Here is a 20,250-nt window from a genome sequence, read left to right on the forward strand (position 1 = left end):
GCACAGGACCGTCAGGTTATCCACAGCCTTGACACCCCACAGCCCTCCCCGCACCATTGAACCGAACGATCGGTCGGTTGGGTCCCTGTCCGGGGCCGCATGGTCGGTGGCCGCTGGGGCCGGATCACGGAAACGAGGGGTGGCATGACGGCGGCTGGGACGACAGCGGCGGCGGAGGCCGGGACGGCCGGGCCCGGCACGGCGCCGGCCGGGAGGGCGGCACCGGAGGCGCCCGGCGCCGAAGCCGCGCGGGCGCTCTTCGAGGCGACGGTGGCGGCGGACGAGCGCGTCGAACCCCGCGACTGGATGCCGGACGACTACCGCGCCACCCTCGTCCGGCAGATGGCGCAGCACGCCCACTCCGAGATCATCGGCATGCAGCCGGAGGCCAACTGGATCACCCGCGCCCCCTCGCTGCGCCGCAAGGCGATCCTCATGGCCAAGGTGCAGGACGAGGCCGGGCACGGCCTGTACCTCTACAGCGCCACCGAGACGCTGGGCGTGAGCCGCGCGGAGCTGCTGGACAAGCTGCACAGCGGCCGCCAGCGGTACTCCTCCATCTTCAACTACCCCACGCTCACCTGGGCCGACGTCGGTGCGATCGGGTGGCTGGTGGACGGCGCGGCGATCACCAACCAGGTCCCGCTCTGCCGCTGTTCGTACGGGCCCTATGCCCGCGCGATGGTGCGGATCTGCAAGGAGGAGTCCTTCCACCAGCGTCAGGGGTACGAACTCCTGCTCGCCCTCAGCCGGGGCACCGAGGCGCAGCACGCCATGGCGCAGGACGCCGTCGACCGCTGGTGGTGGCCCTCGCTGATGATGTTCGGTCCCCCGGACGCCGAGTCCGCGCACAGCGACCGCTCCATGGCCTGGAAGATCAAGCGGCACTCCAACGACGAGCTGCGGCAGCGCTTCGTGGACATCTGCGTGCCGCAGGCGGAGTCCCTCGGGCTGACCCTCCCGGATCCGGAGCTGGCCTGGAACGAGGAGCGCGGGCACTACGACTTCGGGCCCATCGACTGGCAGGAGTTCCGCGAGATCCTGCGCGGCAACGGCCCCTGCAACGACCAGCGGATCTCCCAGCGCCGCCGGGCACACGAGCAGGGCGCCTGGGTGCGGGAGGCCGCGGCGGCGTACGCCGCCAAGCACAGCGCGGCCGGGCAGGAGCCCGGCGGGCGCCGGACCGACGAGCACCGGACCGACGAGCGGAGCGCCGGCGGGCAGAGGGCCGCCGCGCACGGAGAGGCAAGCGCATGAACCACGACGACTGGCCGCTGTGGGAGGTCTTCGTACGGAGCCGCCGCGGCCTCTCCCACACCCACGCCGGCAGCCTGCACGCCCCGGACGCCGAGATGGCCCTGCGCAACGCCCGTGATCTCTACACGCGGCGTGCCGAGGGCGTCTCGATCTGGGTGGTGCCGTCCGCCTCCGTCACCGCCTCCTCCCCGGACGAGAAGGACGCGTTCTTCGAGCCCTCCGCCGACAAGCCGTACCGGCACCCGACGTTCTACGAGATCCCCGAGGGGGTGCGGCACCTGTGAGCACACCACCGAACGCCCCGGCGGCACCGGCCGCCCCGGCGCCCCCGGGCACACCCGCCGCCGCGGCCGCCCTCGCCCTCGGCGACGACGCCCTCGTCCTCTCCCACCGGCTGGGGGAGTGGGCCGGACACGCCCCCGTGCTGGAGGAGGAGGTCGCGCTCGCCAATATCGCGCTCGACCTGCTGGGCCAGGCCCGGCTGCTGCTCTCCCTCGCCGGTGACGAGGACGAGCTGGCCTTCCTCCGCGAGGAGCGCGCCTTCCGCAACACCCAGCTCGTGGAGCAGCCGAACGGCGACTTCGCCCGGACCATGGCCCGCCAGCTCTACTTCTCCGTATACCAGGAGCTGGTGTACGACCGGCTGGCCGCGGGCGGCGGGCTCTTCGCCCCGATCGCGGCCAAGGCCGTCAAGGAGGTCGCCTACCACCGCGACCACGCCGAGCAGTGGACCCTCCGTCTGGGCGACGGCACCGAGGAGAGCCACCGCCGCATGGCGGCCGGGCTGACGGAGCTGTGGCGCTTCACCGGCGAGCTGTTCCAGCCGATGGAAGGGCTCGGCCTCGACGCGGCCGCGATGGCGGAGCTGGAGAGCGAGTGGTCCGAGCGGATCACGGCCGTCCTCCGGCGGGCCACGCTCCCGCTCCCGGAAGGGCCCCGGCACAGCGGCTGGACGGCCGGAGCCGGACGGCAGGGCCTGCACACCGAGCCCTTCGGCCGGATGCTGGCCGAGATGCAGCATCTGCACCGCAGCCATCCCGGAGCCTCCTGGTGACCCCCACGGCGCTGGAGGAGCGGCTGCGCGAACTGGCCGGCTCCGTGCCCGACCCGGAGCTGCCGATGCTCACGCTCGCCGAGCTGGGTGTCGTCCGCGGGCTCCGGCTGCTCGGGCCCGGCCGGGTCGAGGTCGAACTGACGCCCACGTACACCGGCTGCCCCGCGGTCGGCACGATGGCCGCCGACATCGAGCGGATACTCCGGGAGGACGGCATACCCGAGGTGACCGTCCGCACCGTCCTCTCCCCGCCCTGGACCACCGACGCCATCAGCCCGGAAGGGCGCCGGAAGCTCCAGGAGTCCGGTATCGCGCCGCCCCGCCCCGGCGGAGCCGCCGCGGCCGGCGGGCCGGTGCCGGTGGAGCTGTCCCTGCGCTGCCCGAACTGCGGCTCGACCGACACCACGCTGCTGAGCCGCTTCTCCTCCACCGCGTGCAAGGCGCTGCGCCGCTGTGATGCCTGCCGCGAACCCTTCGACCACTTCAAGGAGTTGTAGATGACCGCGGCTGCCCGTCACGGCGCGTTCCATCCGCTGCGCGTGGCCGCGGTCGACCGGCTGACCGACGACTCGGTCACCGTCACCTTCGCCGTGCCACCCGAGCTCCGCGAGGCGTTCCGCCACCGTCCGGGGCAGCATCTGACCCTCCGCACCCGGATCGACGGCGCGGAGATCCGCCGAACCTACTCGATCTGCGCCCCGGTGACCGACGCGGACGGTCCCGGCACCCTGCGCGTGGGCATCCGGCTCGTGGAGGGCGGCGCCTTCTCCACCCACGCCCTCAAGGAACTGTCCGCCGGGGACACCCTGGAGGTGATGACCCCGGCCGGCCGGTTCGTCCTGGAACCGCGCCCCGGGACGTACGCGGCCGTGGTCGGCGGCAGTGGCATCACCCCCGTGCTGTCCATCGTCGCGACCCTGCTCGCGCGGGAACCGGAGGCCCGTTTCTGCCTCGTCCGCAGCGACCGGACCACGGCCTCGGCGATGTTCCTGGAAGAGCTGGCGGACCTCAAGGACCGCTATCCGCAGCGGTTCCAGCTGGTGCAGAGCTTCTCCCGGGAGCAGCAGCAGACCGGCCCGGCCTCCGGCCGCCTGGACGCGGAACGGCTGACGGCCCTGCTCCCGGCGCTGCTGCCGGTGGAGCGTGTCGACGGCTGGTTCCTCTGCGGACCGTACGGGCTGGTCGACGGCGCCGCCCGGGCCCTGCGGGGCCTCGGAGTCCGGCGCGACCGCGTGCACCAGGAGATCTTCCATGTGGACGGCACCACGGCCGGGGAGGGAACGGCCGCGGCCGCACCGCGGACGCCGGGCCCCGAGGAGAGCACGCTGGCCGTGACCCTGGACGGCCGCTCCGGCGACTGGCCGGTCCGGAGCGGCGAATCCCTGCTGGAGACCGTCCTGCGCAACCGCTCGGACGCCCCCTACGCCTGCAAGGGCGGTGTCTGCGGCACCTGCCGGGCCCTGCTGGTCTCCGGCGAGGTGCGGATGGACCGCAACTTCGCCCTGGAACCGGACGAGCTCGACGCCGGCTATGTGCTGGCCTGCCAGTCGCATCCCGCGACGGAACGGGTGGAACTGGACTTTGACCGCTGACCGCTGATCGTTGCCTGGTGACTGCCGGCCGCCAGCCGGGGCCGGGCAGGGGACACGGGGCCGGACCGGGGCACTTGGACAGGCCGGATGCCGCGACGCCGCGCCGGGGCCCGCCGGGGTCCCCGGGCAGCAGGGAGCGCACGGCCGCCGAGCCCTGCCCCCGGTTCGGGCGGCCCGGAGCACCGGGCGCGCCCCGCCCGTGGGAGAGCTGAGCCGCCGCGCCGGGAAACGGCGCGGAAGCGCTACTCGGCGGTCAGCTTCGCCAGCGCGGCCTCGCGCTCGGAGACCTGTGCCAGCAGCTGCTCGGCGATCTCCTCCAGCAGCTTGTCCGGGTCGTCCGGGGCCATCTTCAGCATCTGCCCGATGGCGCTCGACTCCAGCTCCGAGGCGAGGCCGGCCAGCATCTCCTTGCGCTGGGCGAGCCATTCCAGACGGGCGTACAGCTCCTCGCTCCGGTCCGGCGCGCGCTCCGCGGGCCGCGGTCCGGACTCCCACTCCTCGGTGAGCGTCCGCAGCGTCTCCTCGTCCCCCAGGGAGTACGCGGCGTTGACCCGTGCGATGAAGGCGTCCCGGCGCCGCCGTTCGGCGTCGTCCCGGGCGAGGTCCGGGTGGGCCCTGCGCACCAGTTCGCGGTAGATCCGCCGGGCCTCCTCGCTCGGCCGGACCCGGCTCGGCGGCCGCACCGGCTTCTCGGTGAGCATGGCCGCCGCCTCCGGCGGGATGCCCTCCGCGTCGAGCCAGCCGTGGAACAGCTCCTCCACCCCGGGCATCGGCTGCACCAGTCCGCGAAGCTCCTCCGCCCGGCGCACGTCCTCCGGCTTGCCCGTCCGCGCCGCGACCGCCTCCGCGATCAACGCGTCCAGCTCGTCCAGCCGGGAGTACATCGGGCCGAGCCGCTGGTGGTGCAGCCGGGAGAAGTTCTCCACCTCGACCCGGAAGGTCTCCACCGCGATCTCGAACTCGATGAGCGCCTGTTCCGCCGCGAGCACCGCCCGCTCCAAACGCTGGGTGGCCGCCCGCTCGGCCTCGCGCTGCTCGGGCGTGGGCTCGGTCTGCTCGGCTTCCGGATTCGTCACCGGTACAGCCTACGAGCAACGCCACCGCCCGTGAGACCCTCCGCCGCCCGCATTCCGCCGCCCGCACTCCGCAGCGCGCATTCCGCGGCCTTCCCGCCCGGCGGTCCGCCCGGGAGCCGTCAGACCCCCGTCTCCGCCGCGATCCGCCCGCTCCGCACCGCCGCCACGAGCTCCGCGTGGTCCGCCTCCGTACGGTCCGCGTACGCCACCGCGAACGCCGCCACCGCCTCGTCCAGCTCCTCGCTCCGGCCGCAGTAACCCGCTATCAGCCGGGGATCGGCACTGTGCGCGTGCGCCCGCGCCAGCAGCGCACCGGTCATCCGCCCGTAGTCGTCGAGCTCGGCCGCGGTCAGCGCCGCCGGGTCCACGCTCCCCTTCCTGTTGCGGAACTGCCGCACCTGGAACGGCCGGCCCCGCACGGTGGACCAACCGAGCAGCACGTCGCTCACCACCTGCATCCGCTTCTGCCCCAGCACGACCCGCCGGCCCTCGTGGCCCGCTTCCGGGGCCGGGCGGCTCAGCCGCGGATCCAGCGCCGCCTTCTCCAGGTACGGCAGCAGCACCGACGGGCGGGCTTCCTTCACCTGGAGTACGAGGGGCGCGCCCCGGTGGTCCAGCAGCAGCACCACATAGGACCGCAGTCCGACACTGCCGGTGCCCACGACCCGGAAGGCCACGTCCTGCACGGAGAACCGCGCGAGCAGCGGCAGCCGGTCCTCGGGCAGCGTCCCCAGGTACTCGCCCAGCGAGCCCGCCACGGCGGCGGCCTCCTCGTCCGGCACCCGCCGCAGCACCGGAGGCGCGTCCGTGAAGCGCCGCGAGCCGCCGGGCAGCCGCTCCGTGGACTTGGCGGCGAACCGCGCACTCGTATTGCGCCGCGCCTTCTCCGAGACCCGTTCCAGGGTGCCCAGCAGATCGTGGGCGTCGCTGTGCGAGACGAGCTCCTCGTCGGCGATGGCGTTCCAGGCATCCAGCACCGGGAGTTTCGCCAGCAGCCGCATCGTCCGCCGGTAGGCGCCGACGGCGTCGTACGCGGCGGCGCGGCAGCTGTCCTCGCCGGCCCCGCCCTGCCGGCCCGCCAGCACCAGTGAGGCCGCGAGCCGTTTGAGATCCCACTCCCAGGGGCCGTACGCCGTCTCGTCGAAGTCGTTGATGTCGATGACCAGTCCGCCCCGGGCGTCGCCGTACAGCCCGAAGTTCGCCGCGTGGGCGTCCCCGCACAGCTGGGCGCCGATTCCGCTGACCGGCGTGGCCACCAGATCGTGGGCCATCAGCCCGGCGGAGCCGCGCAGAAAGGCGAAGGGGCTCGCGGCCATCCGGCCCACCCGGATCGGGGTCAGCTCCGGCAGCCGGCCGGCGTTCGACTCCTCGACCGCGCGGACCGCGCCCGGCCGGTCCGGCCCCGGGGGCAGACCTCCATGCGCCGATCGCGGCGTCCGCCCCCGCAGTTCCTTCCCCAGCCGCTTGGGGGAGACCGCGGAGTCCGCCGCCGGGGGAGCGAAGCCCGGCACCACCGGAATCCGGCGGTCCGCCCGCTCCAGCCGCCCGCCACTGCCCGGCCCGGCGTCGGCCGCCCCGTCATCCGGCCCAGCAGCCCCGCCCGGCCCGTCCGTACGCGTCTCCGCCGCCCCGCCGGCACACGTCTCCACCATGTCCTGTCGCCTCCCCCGCCACTGCGGCCGCCGTCCGACACGGGGCCCGTCCTCGACTGCCCAGACCGTACCCCCGCCCACCGGCAGCGGGCACTCCCCTGTGGATAACTCTTCCTCAAGAGCACGGCCCCGGCCCGACCTGCGCGATTCCCGCGTCCGCCGGACGCCCGGCACGGACCGGCCACCCCGGAGCCCTCGGCCATCCCGGCCATCTCGGCCGTGTGGCCGTCCCCGCCGCCCGGCTGAAGGCCGCCCCGCGCACCGGGCGTACGCACGCGTGCCCGCAACACGGCGAGGTGCGGTCCCGTGCGCCGCGGAACCGGCGGCGCCCGGCGGCAGCAACAGCCGGGCGGGCGGGCAGGTCCTCGTCCCTCAGGCCCCCAGTCCCGCGTCCCGGGCCAGCAGTGCCGCCTGGACCCGGTTCTCGCAGTCCAGCTTCGCGAGGATGCGGCTGACGTAGGTCTTGACCGTCGCCTCGCTCATGTGGATCCGCGCCCCCGCGTCCGCGTTCGACAGCCCCTCGCCCAGCAGGGCCAGCACCTCGCGCTCCCGTGCGGTCAGCGTCTCCAGGCGCCGCCGCGCCTCCTCCGCCTGTGCGGACGCGCGACCCGCTCCCCCCGAGGCCAGTGAGTCGACGACATGCCGTGTCGCCGCCGGCGACAGATAGGCGTCGCCCGCGGCCGCCGCCCGGACCGCCCGGATCAGCTCCCCCGGAGCCGAGTCCTTCAGCAGGAATCCGGCCCCGCCCGTGCCCAGCGCCCGCAGGACGTTCTCCCGCTCCCCGAAGGTGGTGAGCACGAGCACCCGCGCGGCCGGCGCGGCCCGCCGCAGTTCGGGGAGGGCCGACAACCCGTCCATCACCGGCATCTGAAGGTCCAGCAGGACGACGTCGACACCGTGCGCACGGGCCAGTTGGACCGCCTCCCGGCCGTTGCCCGCCTCCGCCACCACACCGATGCCGGGATCCGAGGTGAGGATCATCCTGATGCCCGCTCTGATGAGCGGCTCGTCGTCGACGACGAGGACCTTGATCACAGCTCTCCTGTCCGGCCGCCGTTTCCCCGACGGCACCCTGCGCCTGCTCCGTCTCCGTGAGCGGGACGCAAGGACGGCGCCCGCACCCGGTCTCCGGGCGAGCCACGGGGGACCGGCGGAGCGGCCCCTCGTGAGCCGGCTACAACCGGGCGTCGTAGGCCCGCTTCTGGACCAGTTTTCCGTCCCGGAAGCAGAAGCGGAACGCCGGATCGACCGCCCAGTCGGCCGAGGACTCGGTGGACAGCACGGCCAGACAGCGGGAGCCCTCCGGCCGGGGCGGTCCCTGCTCCTCCAGTCCGTCCGTCAGCCACGGGCTCCCGTCCGGCACCTTCTTCCGCACCTCCGCCTCGGAGTCCCCGACCTGCACCGACCGATAGGTCCTGGGCGAGATCATCGACTCCTCCAGTGCCAGGACCATCTTGACGACGCCCCACGCCAGGAGGGCACCCGCCACCACCAGCACCAGCACCGCGACCCCGCAGCCGGTGGCCACGCCCCCGGCCCTGCCGCCGCCGCGGACCGCGCCGGAGACCTCGCGCGGCGGCCGGTACGGGTCGTACTCCGCGGGCCCCCCGCCCCCGGCGCCGCCCTGAACGGGAAGGGCCACCGCCCCGGCGACCACCCCGCCCGGCCCGTGGAGCTCCGCGCCGGCCGCGCCCTCGATGCCGTACAGGCCCGCCGGACCGGCCGGGTCGCCTCCGGCGTTTCCGTGACCTTTCCGCTCCGTCCCCCGGTCCGGCCCGTACGGCAGTACGCCCGCCAGCCGGAAGCCGCCGTCCTCCACCGGACCGGCGTGCACCATCCCGCCGACCAGCCGGGCCCGTTCCCGCAGCCCGGGCAGCCCCTGGCCGCCGCTCACCTCATCGCCGACCGGAGCCGCCACCCGGAGGACCGCGCCTCCCACCGTGCCACCCCCCGCCGTGCCGCCCCCCGCGGCCCCGGCCGTCACGGGGACGGGTCCCGCCGCCGGCACCGGCACCGGTCCGTTGGCCACCTCGATCACCAGCGAGTCCGGCTCGTACCGCAGGTGCACGGTGATCGGCGCGCCCGGCGCGTGCTTGTGCGCGTTCGTCAGCCCTTCCTGGGCGATCCGGTACGCCGCGTGCCCCGCGGCCGGCGGCAGGTCCCGCGGCTCGCCCGAGCGCACCAGCTCGACCGGTGTCCCGGCGCCCCGCGACGCCTCCACGAGCCCTTCGACGCCCGCCACGCCCCGGGCCGCCGGCTGCGCGTCCTCGGCCGGCTCCGGGCCCTCCGTGCCGTCCCGCAGGATGCCCACGGCCTCGCGCAGTTCGTGCATCGCGGCCACCGACGCCTCGCGCAGCACGCCCACCGCCTCGCGCTGCCGTCCCGTCAGTTCGCGGTCGACCTCCAGCGCCCCGGTGTGGACGGCGATCAGCGCGAGCTGATGGCCGAGGCTGTCGTGCATGTCCTGCGCGATGCGCTGCCGCTCCCTCAGCCGCGCCTGCCGTACGACCATGGCGCGCTCGCGCAGCAGTTGGGCGTTGTGCTCGCGCAGGGTGTGCAGCAGGGTACGGCGCTGCGTCCAGTAGCGGCTGGCGAGGCCGGGCACCACCGTCGTCGCCAGGAAGAAGGCGCCGGAGAAGACGATCAGGATGGGCAGCGCCGTCCCGAACCGCGGATTCTCGTCCAGCACCGTCAGCCCCGTGCTGAGGACGAACGCCGCGCCGAACGCCCCCAGGGCCCGCCCCACCCCCTCGATCCGCCGGCCCGCGGACCAGCCGGCGGCCATCAGCAGCAGAGAGAACCCGGGGAGCACCCCGGACAGCGCGCCGGTGACCACCAGCACCGTCGCCGGCAGCGACCGCCGCAGCAGGGAGAGCACGGCCACCGCGAGCGCGGCGCCCGCCACTCGGAGACCGCCGGCGTCCCCCAGCGCCTCCAGCCCCGCCCCGGACAGCGCCAGCAGCGCCGCCAGTACCAGCTCCCCCGCGATGCGCCGCCCCGGCCAGTCGGCCCGTACGAACAGCCGCCCCCGGGCGTCCCGCACCCTCTCCCGTACATCCACGGGACCACGCTAGGCAGCCGGAGGGCCCGGCGGCACCGTCTTTCGTCGCGCTCGCACGCAACGAAAGTCGTCCCCGGGGGCACCCGCGCCGGACCCGCCGGGCATCCGGGAGGATCGGAGGACACTGATTCGACGCACTTCTATGTTGACGTCTCTCGATTCAGGCCCCACTCTTGATTCCACGAACATCGATGCAGAATCGATCGAGGGGAGCCCTCATGAGTGACCAGTCCGATCTGCGCGAGACCGTCCGTGCCGGCTACGCCGCCGCCGCGCTCCAGGTGACCGGGGGCGGCACGGCCTGCTGCGGATCCGGGTCCACGGAGATCGACGAGAGTTTCGGCGCCCGCACCTACGGCGACGAGGACCTCTCGGCGCTCCCCGAGGACGCGGTTGCGGCCTCCCTCGGCTGCGGCAACCCGCTCGCCGTCGCCGAACTCCGCGAAGGCGAGCGGGTGCTCGACCTCGGCTCGGGCGGCGGCATCGACGTCCTGCTCTCCGCGCGCCGGGTCGGGCCGGACGGCAAGGCCTACGGGCTGGACATGACCGAGGAGATGCTGGCCCTCGCGCTCGCCAACGCGGAGAAGGCCGGCGCCCGCAACGCCGAGTTCCTCAAGGGCACCATCGAGGCCATCCCGCTGCCCGCGGGCACCATCGACGTCGTGATCTCCAACTGCGTGATCAACCTGTCCGTGGACAAGCCCGCCGTCTTCGCCGAGATGTTCCGCGTCCTGAGGCCCGGCGGCCGCATCGGCATCTCGGACGTGGTGGCCGAGGACCACCTCACCCCGGAGCAGCGCGCGGAGCGCGGCAACTACGTGGGGTGCATCGCCGGGGCGCTGTCCTACGCCGAGTACCGCGCGGGTCTGGAGACGGCCGGGTTCGGCGATGCCGAGATCACCCCGGCGCACGAGGTCGCCGAGGGCATGTGGTCCGCCATCGTCCGGGCGGTCAAGCCCGCGGACGCCCAGGGCACCCCGGCCGTCCCGGCCACCACGGAGAGCACCGGCGCGGCGGCGGCCGCGGGCAGTGGCGGTTCCTGCTGCGGCTGACACGGCCGGCCGCCCGATCACATCAGTGGAGATTGATACATCAGACTTGACTGATGTAACGTCGCGTGTGGCCGATCCCCGGGAGATCCCGGGGACGGCCCGCTCGAGGAAAGGAGCCCCCATGTCCGCTGTCGAGGTGTACGACCCGGCGATGTGCTGCTCCACAGGAGTCTGCGGTCCGTCGGTCGACCCGGCGCTGACCCAGTTCGCCGCCGACGTGGAGTGGCTCGGCACCGCCGGCGTCGGGGTGAACCGGTACGGGCTCTCCACCGACCCGGGCAAGTTCGCCGCGGAGGCGCAGGTGACGTCGCTGCTGCAGGAGAAGGGCGACGAGGCCCTGCCGGCCGTGCTCGTCGACGGGGTGCTGCGCTGCTCCGGCCGCTACCCCACCCGGCTGGAACTGGCCGAGTGGACGGGCCTGCCCACCGAACGCCCCGGCCTGCCGCTGGCCCAGGACCCCGGCGGCGCGGGTGGCTGCGGCTGCGGCCCCGAGGGCTGCTGACATGACCACCCGCGCACCGGTACCCGCGACGGCGCCCCCGCCGCACCCCGCGCCCCTCCCCTCACCCTCCGACGCCCTGGCCGGCCTGCGCGCCGCCGCCACGCCGTACCTCTTCTTCACGGGCAAGGGCGGGGTCGGCAAGACCTCGACCGCCTCGGCCACCGCTCTCGGGCTGGCCGACGCCGGCCGGCGGGTGCTCCTGGTCAGCACCGACCCGGCCTCCAACCTGGGCGAGGTCCTGGGCGTCGAGGCGGGGCCGGTCCCGGTGCCCGTCCCCGGCGCTCCGGGGCTGTACGCCGTGAACATCGACCCGGCCGCCGCGGCCGCCCAGTACCGCGAGAAGGTCGTCGGGCCCTACCGCGGAACGCTGCCGGCCTCGGCGATCGACCAGATCGAGGAGCAGCTCTCCGGCGCCTGCACCGTCGAGATCGCCGCCTTCAACGAGTTCGTGGCCCTGCTGGCGGACCCCGCGGTCACGGAGCGCTTCGAGCACGTCGTGTTCGACACCGCCCCGACCGGGCACACCCTGCGGCTGCTGAGCCTGCCGGCCGCCTGGTCGGGCTATCTGGTGACCAACCCCGGCGGGGCCTCCTGCCTGGGCCCGCTGTCCGAGCTGGGCGCGCAGCGGGAACGGTACGCGCGGGCCATGGAGACACTCGCCGACCCGGAGCGCACCACGGTCGTCCTGGTGACCCGTCCGGACGACGGGCCGCTGGCCGAAGCGGCCCGTACGGCGGACGAGCTGCGCGCGCTCGGCATCGCCCGCCAGCGGCTGGTGGTCAACGGGGTGTTCACCGCGGCGCGGCGGGACGATCCCCTGGCCGTCGCCTGGCAGCGGCGTGCCGAATTGGCCCTGGACCGCCTGCCGCCCGCCCTCGCGCGCCTCACCGAGGTGGACAGGGTGCCGCTGCTGCCCGTGCCGCCGGTCGGGCTCGCCGCGCTGCGCGTCATGCTCGGCCGGGAGCCGGCGGAGCGGCCCGCGGCCGACGAGGCCGCGGCCGCCGTCCGGCCCGGCGAGCCGGGCCTGGGGGCTCTGGTGGACGAGATCGCCGCCGGCGGAAGCGGTCTGGTGATGACGATGGGCAAGGGCGGGGTCGGCAAGACCACCGTGGCCGCCGCGCTGGCCGTCGAACTGGCCCGCCGCGGGCTGCCCGTCACGCTCACCACGACCGACCCGGCCGCGCATGTGGACGCGGTCGCCGGCGCCGGCTCCGACCGGCTGCGCGTCACCCGGATCGACCCGGCCGCGGAGACCGCCGCCTACACCGCCTCGGTGCTGGCGGAGGCGGGGGCGTCACTGGACGAGGACGGCCGCCGGCTGCTGGCGGAGGACCTGGAGTCGCCCTGCACGGAGGAGATCGCGGTCTTCCACGCCTTCGCCCGCACCGTCGCCGAGGCGGCGGACCGGTTCGTCGTGGTCGACACGGCGCCCACCGGCCACACCCTGCTGCTGCTCGACGCCTCCCGGAGCTACCAGCGCGAGCTGTCCCGGCAGGCGGGGCAGACGGGACAGACGCCGCCGGCCGCGGCCGTGGACCTGCTGAACCGGCTGACCGATCCCGGCTACACCCGGATCCTGCTGGTGACGCTGCCGGAGGCGACGCCCGTGCACGAGGCCGCCGCGCTGCAGGCCGATCTCGTCCGGGCCGGTATCGAGCCCTTCGCCTGGGTGGTCAACCAGAGCCTCGCCGCCGTCTCCCCGGTGGATCCGCTGCTGGCGGCCAAGGCCGGGGCCGAGGGGCGTTATCTCACCGAGGTGACCGCCGAGCACGCCGAGCGCACCGCCGTCCTCCCCTGGACGGCCGTCCCGCCGGTCGGGGCGGAACAGCTGGCCGGGCTGGCCGCCGGCGGGCGCTGACTCCGGCCACCCCACGGGAGCCCGTAAGCGGCCCCGGAACACCTGGGGCCGGCACCCACGCGGGTACCGGCCCCAGGGGACCCCGGCAGGGGAGGGACGGTGAATCCGGCGCTCAGCCCGCCGGTTCCGGGGCGATCTCGGAGATCAGGCCCTCGATCCGGCTCCTGATCTCGTCGCGGATGGGCCGCACGGCGTCGACGCCCTGCCCGGCCGGGTCGTCCAGCTTCCAGTCCAGGTAGCGCTTGCCGGGGAAGACGGGGCAGGTGTCGCCGCAGCCCATGGTGATCACGACATCGGACGCCTGCACCGCGTCCACCGTCAGCACCTTGGGCACCTCCGCGGACATGTCGATGCCCACCTCGCGCATCGCCTCGACGGCGGCGGGGTTGACCTGGGCGGCGGGCTGTGAGCCGGCGGAGCGGACCTCGACGCGGTCGCCCGCGAGGTGAGTCAGCCAGGCGGCGGCCATCTGGGACCGGCCGGCGTTGTGGACGCAGACGAAGAGCACGGAGGGCTTCTCGGTCATCACGGGTTCTCTCTTGCCGTAGGGGCGGGTCGTGCGGAAACACACACGCGCGGCGAACGGCCGAGGCAACTGGCCACAGGCGGCCACAGGCGGACCACAGGCCACTGGCATCATCCGACGCTGATGTGAGAGTATCAGTCCATGATGACGTCAGTCGACACTGAACTGATCCGGGTGCTGGCGGACCCGCTCAGGCTGAGAATCGTGACGCTGCTAGCCAGCGAGACCCTCTGCACCACGCACCTGGTCGAGGAGACCGGCGCCCGCCAGACGAATCTTTCCAACCATCTGCGGGTGCTCCGCGAGGCCGGAGTCGTCGAAACCGAGCCCTGCGGCCGCTACACGTACTACAAGCTGCGGCCCGACGTCATCGAAGCCCTGGCCGTCTCGTTCGCCGAGCTGGCCCGCACCGCCCGCGCCACCCAGGCCGCCGACACGAAAAGGTCCTGCCCGTGACCCGCACCGACCCGCCCCTCGCGCCGGCCACGGAGGAACCCGGTTCCTCCGTCGTCGCGAAGCTCTCCACCCTCGACCGCTTCCTCGCGGTGTGGATCCTGATCGCCATGGCCGCGGGCCTGGGCCTGGGCCGGCTCGTCCCCGGGATGAACGACGCCCTGGCCGCCGTGGAGATCGGCGGCATCTCGCTGCCCATCGCGCTCGGTCTGCTGATCATGATGTACCCGGTCCTGGCCAAGGTCCGCTACGACAAGCTGGACGCCGTCACCGGCGACAAGCGGCTGATGGTCTCCTCGCTGGTGATCAACTGGCTCGTCGGCCCGGCCGTGATGTTCGCCCTCGCCTGGATCTTCCTGCCCGACCTGCCCGAGTACCGCACGGGGCTGATCATCGTCGGCCTGGCCCGCTGCATCGCCATGGTCATCATCTGGAACGACCTGGCCTGCGGCGACCGCGAGGCCGCCGCCGTCCTCGTCGCCCTCAACTCCGTCTTCCAGGTCCTGGCCTTCGGCCTGCTCGGCTGGTTCTACCTCGACCTGCTCCCCGGCTGGCTCGGCCTCGGCGACGGCAGCCGCCTCGACATCTCGATGTGGGAGATCGCCCTCAACGTCGTCATCTTCCTGGGCATCCCGCTCCTCGCCGGCTTCCTCACCCGCCGCATCGGCGAGCGGCGGATGGGCCGCGAGTCCTACGAGGCGAAGGTGCTCCCGAGGATCGGCCCCTGGGCCCTCTACGGCCTGCTCTTCACCATCGTGGTCCTCTTCGCCCTGCAGGGGAAGACGATCACCTCGCAGCCGCTGGACGTGGCCCGCATCGCCGTCCCCCTGCTCGTCTACTTCGCGCTGATGTGGTTCGGCAGCTTCGCCCTCGGCAAGGCCATCGGCCTGCCCTACGACCGCTCCGCGACCCTGGCCTTCACCGCCGCCGGGAACAACTTCGAGCTCGCCATCGCTGTCGCCATCGCGACCTTCGGCGTCACCTCCGGCCAGGCGCTCTCGGGTGTCGTCGGCCCCCTGATCGAGGTCCCCGTTCTCATCGGCCTCGTCTACGTGTCACTGGCCTGGCGCCACCGGTTCGGAACCCCCGCGCCGGCCGCCGGCCCGGAAGGAAAGCTGTCATGAACTGCCTCACCTGCACCCTGCACGGCGACACCGCCCCGGCCACGGGCCTCTGCGCCGGCTGCGGCACCGGAGTCTGCCGGGAGCACACCCGGATCGGCCTGCGTACCGTCCGCCGCGGCCCGATCATCGGCCCGGCCCTGTACGGCACCGAGCGCCGGCTCCTCTGCCCGGAGTGCGCGACGGCGGACGCCGCGGCCCCCGTGGCCGTCACGACCGCCGCGTAACCACGGGGCCGGCACCACGGCGGCCCGCCGCGGGAGCACGGGCCCGCCGCGGGCCGCCGGCCGTTCACGTCCGGGGCGGCCCGGCGGAGTGGAGCGTGTCCAGACGCCGCCGGTACTCCTCGTCGTCGATCTCGCCCCGTGCGAACCGTTCGGCGAGCACCTGCTCCGGCGAGGGGGGAACGGGCCGCGTCGGCTGCTCGGTCCGGCTGCCCAGGGCCCGGAAGAGCATCACCGCACCGGTAATGATCAGCACCCAGAAAAGGATCATCCCGGCGGACATCGCGAACCAGCCCCAGCCGCTGACGTCATGGTCGTACCAGAACATCATGTCCCTCACGCCCTTCGGATCCTCGGGCCGCGAACACGGACCGTCCGCCGCCCTCATCCTCCAGGCTGCCTCGCCCCCCGGCTGCCCGCATGAGCCGTTCGGGGGCCACACCCGGGACCAAGTACCCCCACCGGGTAGGGATGACTTCCCAAACCGACCCTGAACGGGAGCCCCGGGGGCGGACACCGGAACCCCGCCCTCCCCCGGCTCCGGGACCGGCTCGGGACACCGGCCGGGCCGCCGTCGGCCGCCCCGGAAAGGGGACGAGGCCCGGCCCCGGCCCGTCCGGTGAGCGCCCCCGTCAGGCGTCGATGACGACGGGGATGATGAGGGGCTTGCGGCGGTACGTACGGAACGCCCAGGAGGCCACGGCGCGGGCGATGAGCTGTTCGAGCTGGTGGGCCTCCCCGACCCCTTCCTCCGCCGCCTTCGCCAGCGTCTTCTCGATGACGGGCACGACCGGCTCGAACGTGGTGTCGTCGTGGACGAAACCACGGGCGAGGAAGTCGGGGGCCTCGGCCAGGGCGCCGGTGTCGGCGTCGACGATGGCCACGACGGTGACCACGCCCTCCTCCGCGAGGGTGACCCGGTCCTTGAGGGAGGCCTCGGTGGCGCCGCCGACCTCCATGCCGTCCACGTAGATGTTCCCCGCGGGCACCTTGCCGGTGATCGAGGCCCGTCCGTCCACCAGGTCGACGACCACGCCGTCCTCGGCGATGACCACGCGGTCGGGGTCGACCCCGGTCCGCACGGCCAGCTCCGCGTTGGCCCGCAAGTGACGCCACTCCCCGTGCACGGGCATGACGTTCCGGGGCTTGACGATGTTGTAGCAGTACACGAGCTCACCGGCGCTGGCGTGCCCGGAGACGTGCACCTTCGCGTTGCCCTTGTGGACGACGTTGGCGCCCCACCGGGTCAGCCCGTTGATCACCCGGTAGATGGCGTTCTCGTTGCCCGGGATGAGCGAGCTGGCCAGCAGCACGGTGTCGCCCTCGCCGATCCGGATCATGTGGTCGCGGTTGGCCATCCGCGACAGCGCGGCCATCGGCTCGCCCTGCGACCCGGTGCACACCAGCGCGATCTTGCTCGGCGGCAGCTTCTCCAGCTCCTTCACGGAGACCACCAGCCCCTTGGGCACCTTCAGATAGCCCAGGTCCCGGGCGATGCCCATGTTGCGGACCATCGACCGGCCCACGAAGGCGACCTTCCGGCCGTGCTGGTGCGCCGCGTCGAGCACCTGCTGGATACGGTGCACATGGCTGGCGAAGCTGGAGACGATGACCCGCTTCGGGGAAGTCCTCAGCACCCGCTCGATCGCGGGGTTCAGCTCCTGCTCGGAGGTGGTGAAGCCGGGCACTTCGGCGTTGGTGGAGTCGGTGAGGAACAGATCGACGCCCTCCTCGCCGAGCCGCGCGAAGGCCCGCAGGTCGGTGATGCGCTCGTCCAGCGGGAACTGGTCCATCTTGAAGTCGCCGGTGTGCAGCACCAGGCCCGCGGAGGTGCGGATCGCCACCGCCAGACTGTCCGGGATCGAGTGGTTGACCGCGACGAACTCGCAGTCGAACGGGCCGAAGCCGCGCCGGTCACCCTCGCGGACCCGCACCTGGCGCGGCTTGATGCCGTGCTCCTTGAGCTTCGCCTCCAGGAACGCCAGCGTCAGCTTGGAGCCCACGACGGGAATGTCCGCCCGCTCGCGGAGCAGATACGGCACACCGCCGATGTGGTCCTCGTGCCCGTGCGTCAGCACGATCGCCACGATGTCGTCCAGCCGGTCCCGGATCGAGGTGAAGTCGGGGAGGATCACATCCACACCGGGCTGGTGCTCCTCGGGGAAGAGCACGCCGCAGTCGACGACGAGCAGCTTGCCGGCGTGCTCGAAGACCGTCATGTTGCGGCCGATCTCGCCCAGGCCGCCCAGGGCGACCACCCGCAGCCCGCCGTCGGGCAGCGGAGGAGCGGCTTTCAATTCGGGATGGGGATGACTCATTGTCCGGACGCTACCGGAGGCTCCGGCAGGCGGCTCCCGGCCCCCACCGCTCGGCCCACCCGGCACCGCCCGATCAGGTAACCGGAAGCCGGCCCCCGAGGGCCTCCGGAGCCGCCCGCCGCCGGCCGTCAGCCGCGCGCTTCGAGCCGCCGGCGGAGGGTGGCGGCGAAGTCCTCGGCGGCCAGCAACCGGGCCCGCAGGGTCTCGCAGCGGGCGTCGGCCACCTTGCGGTACGCGTCCAGCCGCTCGCGCAGCAGCTCCCGCTCCCCGTCCGCCGGCGGATCACCGGCGCCCGAGAGGCGGTCGGTGATCTCCAGCAGATCCCGCATCTCCTCCAGGGAGAAGTCCAGCGGTTTCATCCGGCGGATGACCATGAGGCGCTCGACGTCGGCGTCGGTGTACAGGCGGAAGCCGCCCTTGCTGCGGGCCGAGGGGCGGACCAGACCGACGTCCTCGTAGTGGCGGATCGTGCGGAGCGACAACCCGGTCCGCTCGGCCACCTCGCCGATCTGCATCTGCCGCTCACTCATCGCCGCGCCTGCTCCCTCTGCCGTTCCACCGCTTCGAACGTTCGCATCGATCCAGCCCGCGTGTCTGGAATCACATGATTCGAGCGCTTGTCTACCTGCATTTCACAGCCCTGATTCGCACCCTGCCCTCACGTCAGGGTAGAGTTTTTGACGTGGACGCCCGCGCCGTACAGCTGCGGCCCGGGCACCCCCGCTGGACCGTGGCCCCCACCAAGCCCCGCCGGCACCCGCAGACTTCCGGGCAATGATGCCCGACCGGCGGCCACGACGGCCGCCACCCCCTACCGGCAGGGCCCCCGTCGAGGCCGGGCCGCCGGGATGCCGCACCGGGTGCGGAGCAGAGTACGCGTGGGCATCCAGCGGTTGGAGGCCTGCGCCCGAACAGAAACGGTCGCATGTCCTTCTCGCTGTCCGCGGTGCCCAAGCCGCGCCTGTCCCGGCCCGACTGGCTCGCCTCCCCGAAGGTGTTCCGCACCGAGGTACTGGCCGGCCTCGTGGTCGCCCTGGCCCTGATCCCGGAGGCCATCTCCTTCTCGATCATCGCCGGAGTCGACCCCGCCATCGGCCTGTTCGCCTCCTTCACCATGGCCGTGGTGATCTCCGTCGTCGGCGGCCGCAAGGCCATGATCTCGGCGGCGACCGGTGCGATAGCCCTCGTCATCGCACCGCTCAACCACGAATACGGCCTGGGTCACCTGGTCGCCGCGGTCATCCTCGGCGGTCTCATGCAGATCGCCCTCGGCGCGGTGGGCGTGGCCAAGCTGATGCGCTTCGTCCCGCGGTCGGTGATGGTCGGCTTCGTCAACGCCCTCGCGATCCTGATCTTCCTGGCCCAGGTCCCCGAGCTGCGGAACGTGCCCTGGGCCGTCTACCCGCTCGTCGCGGGCGGCCTGGCGCTGATGGTCCTCTTCCCGCGCCTGACGAAGGCCGTCCCGGCCCCGCTGGTCTCCATCGTCATCCTGACGCTGATCACCGTCGGCGCCGGCCTGGCCGTCCCGACGGTCGGCGACAAGGGCGAGCTGCCCTCCTCACTGCCGGTGCCGGGCCTGCCCGAGGTGCCGCTGACGCTGGAGACGCTCACCGTCATCGCCCCGTACTCCTTCGCCTTCGCGCTGGTCGGCCTGATGGAGTCACTGATGACCGCCAAGCTGGTCGACGACATCACCGACACCCACTCCAACAAGACGCGGGAGTCCATCGGCCAGGGCATCGCCAACGTCGTCACGGGATTCTTCGGCGGCATGGGCGGCTGCGCCATGATCGGCCAGACGATGATCAACGTGAAGACCTCCGGGGCCCGCACCCGGCTCTCCACCTTCCTGGCCGGTACGTTCCTGCTGATCCTGGTCGTGGTCTTCGGGCCCGTCGTCTCCGACATCCCGATGGCCGCCCTGGTCGCCGTCATGATCCTCGTCTCGGCCGCCACCTTCGACTGGCACTCCGTCCGGCCCGGGACGCTGCGGCGGATGCCGCTGGGCGAGACGGTCGTGATGGCCGCCACGGTCGCCGTGGTCGTCGCCACCCACAACCTCGCCATCGGCGTGGTCGTCGGCTGCGTCACCGCCATGGTGATCTTCGCCAAGCGCGTCGCCCACCTCGCCGAGGTCTCCGGCGTGGTCGACCCGGACGGCAACCAGGTGGTCTACGCGGTCACCGGCGAACTGTTCTTCGCCTCCTCCAACGACCTCGTCTACCAGTTCGACTACAAGGACGACCCGGACGACGTCGTCATCGACCTCACCGACGCCCACATCTGGGACGCCTCCTCCGTCGCCGCCCTGGACGCCATCGAGACCAAGTACGCCCAGCGCGGCAAGAAGGTCACCATCGTCGGCCTCAACAAGCCCAGCGCCGAGATGCACGACAAGCTCGCCGGCCGGCTCACCGCGGGCCACTGAGCCACTGACGCGCCCGTCCCCGGCCTCCCTCCTCCCGACGGGCCGAGGACGACTCCTCTCGCGGGGCCGGGCCGGG

The 20,250-nt window shown here is 73.3% G+C and carries 20 protein-coding genes; 12 read left to right on the plus strand and 8 right to left on the minus strand.

Going from position 1 to position 20,250, the window contains the following annotated elements:
• Window positions 1-144: 144 nt before the first annotated feature.
• Genes paaA through paaE form a run of 5 tightly spaced genes read left to right on the plus strand, consistent with a single transcriptional unit; the run spans window position 145 to window position 3,903 of the window.
• Window positions 145-1,257, plus strand: a complete 1,113-nt coding sequence (paaA, locus tag IF83_RS0109425; RefSeq protein WP_051722618.1) for a 1,2-phenylacetyl-CoA epoxidase subunit PaaA — start codon at window positions 145-147, stop codon at window positions 1,255-1,257.
• Window positions 1,254-1,541: a 1,2-phenylacetyl-CoA epoxidase subunit PaaB gene (paaB, locus tag IF83_RS0109430; RefSeq protein ID WP_030543632.1), complete on the plus strand. Its 288-nt coding sequence runs from the start codon at window positions 1,254-1,256 to the stop codon at window positions 1,539-1,541. Before paaA ends, paaB begins: the two co-directional genes overlap by 4 nt.
• Complete coding sequence (gene paaC / locus IF83_RS0109435; protein WP_030543633.1) at window positions 1,538-2,311, plus strand: 1,2-phenylacetyl-CoA epoxidase subunit PaaC; 774 nt, start codon at window positions 1,538-1,540, stop codon at window positions 2,309-2,311. The genes paaB and paaC overlap by 4 nt, the downstream gene beginning before the upstream one ends.
• On the plus strand, window positions 2,305-2,808 hold the full coding sequence (paaD, locus tag IF83_RS0109440; RefSeq protein ID WP_030543634.1) for a 1,2-phenylacetyl-CoA epoxidase subunit PaaD: 504 nt from the start codon (window positions 2,305-2,307) through the stop codon (window positions 2,806-2,808). The genes paaC and paaD overlap by 7 nt, the downstream gene beginning before the upstream one ends.
• A complete protein-coding gene (paaE, locus tag IF83_RS0109445) occupies window positions 2,809-3,903 on the plus strand; it encodes a 1,2-phenylacetyl-CoA epoxidase subunit PaaE (RefSeq protein ID WP_030543635.1) in 1,095 nt (364 codons plus the stop codon).
• A gap of 242 nt (window positions 3,904-4,145) precedes the next feature.
• Here paaE and IF83_RS0109450 read toward each other — a convergent pair whose 3' ends face one another.
• The 4 genes from IF83_RS0109450 to IF83_RS0109465 all read right to left on the minus strand — a co-directional run bounded on the left by IF83_RS0109450 (window position 4,146) and on the right by IF83_RS0109465 (window position 9,692).
• Window positions 4,146-4,979, minus strand: coding sequence for a hypothetical protein (locus tag IF83_RS0109450; RefSeq protein WP_030543636.1), 834 nt, complete (start codon window positions 4,977-4,979; stop codon window positions 4,146-4,148).
• Between the two features lie 119 nt (window positions 4,980-5,098).
• Complete coding sequence (locus tag IF83_RS0109455; protein WP_078843318.1) at window positions 5,099-6,631, minus strand: DUF2252 domain-containing protein; 1,533 nt, start codon at window positions 6,629-6,631, stop codon at window positions 5,099-5,101.
• A 372-nt stretch (window positions 6,632-7,003) separates the two neighbouring features.
• On the minus strand, window positions 7,004-7,666 hold the full coding sequence (locus IF83_RS0109460) for a response regulator (protein ID WP_030543638.1): 663 nt from the start codon (window positions 7,664-7,666) through the stop codon (window positions 7,004-7,006).
• Between the two features lie 139 nt (window positions 7,667-7,805).
• Entirely contained in the window at window positions 7,806-9,692 is a 1,887-nt protein-coding gene (locus IF83_RS0109465; RefSeq protein ID WP_078843319.1) for a sensor histidine kinase, read from the minus strand.
• A 218-nt stretch (window positions 9,693-9,910) separates the two neighbouring features.
• On the opposite strand from IF83_RS0109465, the gene arsM reads away from it, so the two are divergent.
• The 3 genes from arsM to arsA all read left to right on the plus strand — a co-directional run bounded on the left by arsM (window position 9,911) and on the right by arsA (window position 13,104).
• Entirely contained in the window at window positions 9,911-10,744 is an 834-nt protein-coding gene (gene arsM / locus IF83_RS0109470) for an arsenite methyltransferase (protein WP_037679359.1), read from the plus strand.
• Window positions 10,745-10,865: 121 nt separating this feature from the next.
• The gene (gene arsD, locus IF83_RS0109475; protein WP_030543641.1) at window positions 10,866-11,246 is read left to right on the plus strand and encodes an arsenite efflux transporter metallochaperone ArsD; all 381 of its coding nucleotides are present in this window, start codon (window positions 10,866-10,868) and stop codon (window positions 11,244-11,246) included.
• A gap of 1 nt (window position 11,247) precedes the next feature.
• Window positions 11,248-13,104 carry an arsenical pump-driving ATPase gene (gene arsA, locus IF83_RS0109480; protein WP_078843320.1) on the plus strand — a complete coding sequence of 619 codons (1,857 nt, stop codon included), beginning with the start codon at window positions 11,248-11,250 and terminating at the stop codon, window positions 13,102-13,104.
• Window positions 13,105-13,216: 112 nt separating this feature from the next.
• On the opposite strand, the gene IF83_RS0109485 is transcribed toward arsA, so the two are convergent.
• On the minus strand, window positions 13,217-13,630 hold the full coding sequence (locus IF83_RS0109485; protein WP_030543643.1) for an arsenate reductase ArsC: 414 nt from the start codon (window positions 13,628-13,630) through the stop codon (window positions 13,217-13,219).
• Between the two features lie 141 nt (window positions 13,631-13,771).
• On the opposite strand from IF83_RS0109485, the gene IF83_RS0109490 reads away from it, so the two are divergent.
• The 3 genes from IF83_RS0109490 to IF83_RS0109500 are packed head-to-tail and all read left to right on the plus strand — an operon-like array spanning window position 13,772 to window position 15,431.
• Window positions 13,772-14,086, plus strand: a complete 315-nt coding sequence (locus IF83_RS0109490) for an ArsR/SmtB family transcription factor (protein WP_030543644.1) — start codon at window positions 13,772-13,774, stop codon at window positions 14,084-14,086.
• Window positions 14,083-15,207, plus strand: coding sequence for an ACR3 family arsenite efflux transporter (gene arsB / locus IF83_RS0109495; protein WP_030543645.1), 1,125 nt, complete (start codon window positions 14,083-14,085; stop codon window positions 15,205-15,207). The genes IF83_RS0109490 and arsB overlap by 4 nt, the downstream gene beginning before the upstream one ends.
• Window positions 15,204-15,431, plus strand: coding sequence for a DUF2180 family protein (locus tag IF83_RS0109500; protein WP_030543646.1), 228 nt, complete (start codon window positions 15,204-15,206; stop codon window positions 15,429-15,431). The genes arsB and IF83_RS0109500 overlap by 4 nt, the downstream gene beginning before the upstream one ends.
• Before the next feature lie 64 nt (window positions 15,432-15,495).
• Here IF83_RS0109500 and IF83_RS0109505 read toward each other — a convergent pair whose 3' ends face one another.
• The 3 genes from IF83_RS0109505 to IF83_RS0109515 all read right to left on the minus strand — a co-directional run bounded on the left by IF83_RS0109505 (window position 15,496) and on the right by IF83_RS0109515 (window position 18,276).
• Window positions 15,496-15,759 carry an SHOCT domain-containing protein gene (locus IF83_RS0109505; RefSeq protein WP_030543647.1) on the minus strand — a complete coding sequence of 88 codons (264 nt, stop codon included), beginning with the start codon at window positions 15,757-15,759 and terminating at the stop codon, window positions 15,496-15,498.
• A 301-nt stretch (window positions 15,760-16,060) separates the two neighbouring features.
• Window positions 16,061-17,746 carry a ribonuclease J gene (locus tag IF83_RS0109510; RefSeq protein ID WP_030543648.1) on the minus strand — a complete coding sequence of 562 codons (1,686 nt, stop codon included), beginning with the start codon at window positions 17,744-17,746 and terminating at the stop codon, window positions 16,061-16,063.
• Window positions 17,747-17,874: 128 nt separating this feature from the next.
• The gene (locus IF83_RS0109515) at window positions 17,875-18,276 is read right to left on the minus strand and encodes a MerR family transcriptional regulator (protein ID WP_030543649.1); all 402 of its coding nucleotides are present in this window, start codon (window positions 18,274-18,276) and stop codon (window positions 17,875-17,877) included.
• Window positions 18,277-18,671: 395 nt separating this feature from the next.
• Between IF83_RS0109515 and IF83_RS0109520 the strand changes: the two genes are divergently transcribed.
• A complete protein-coding gene (locus tag IF83_RS0109520; protein WP_030543650.1) occupies window positions 18,672-20,174 on the plus strand; it encodes a SulP family inorganic anion transporter in 1,503 nt (500 codons plus the stop codon).
• Window positions 20,175-20,250 lie beyond the last annotated feature (76 nt).

Source organism: Streptomyces albus subsp. albus (assembly GCF_000719865.1).
Taxonomy (GTDB): Bacteria; Actinomycetota; Actinomycetes; order Streptomycetales; family Streptomycetaceae; genus Streptomyces; species Streptomyces albus_E.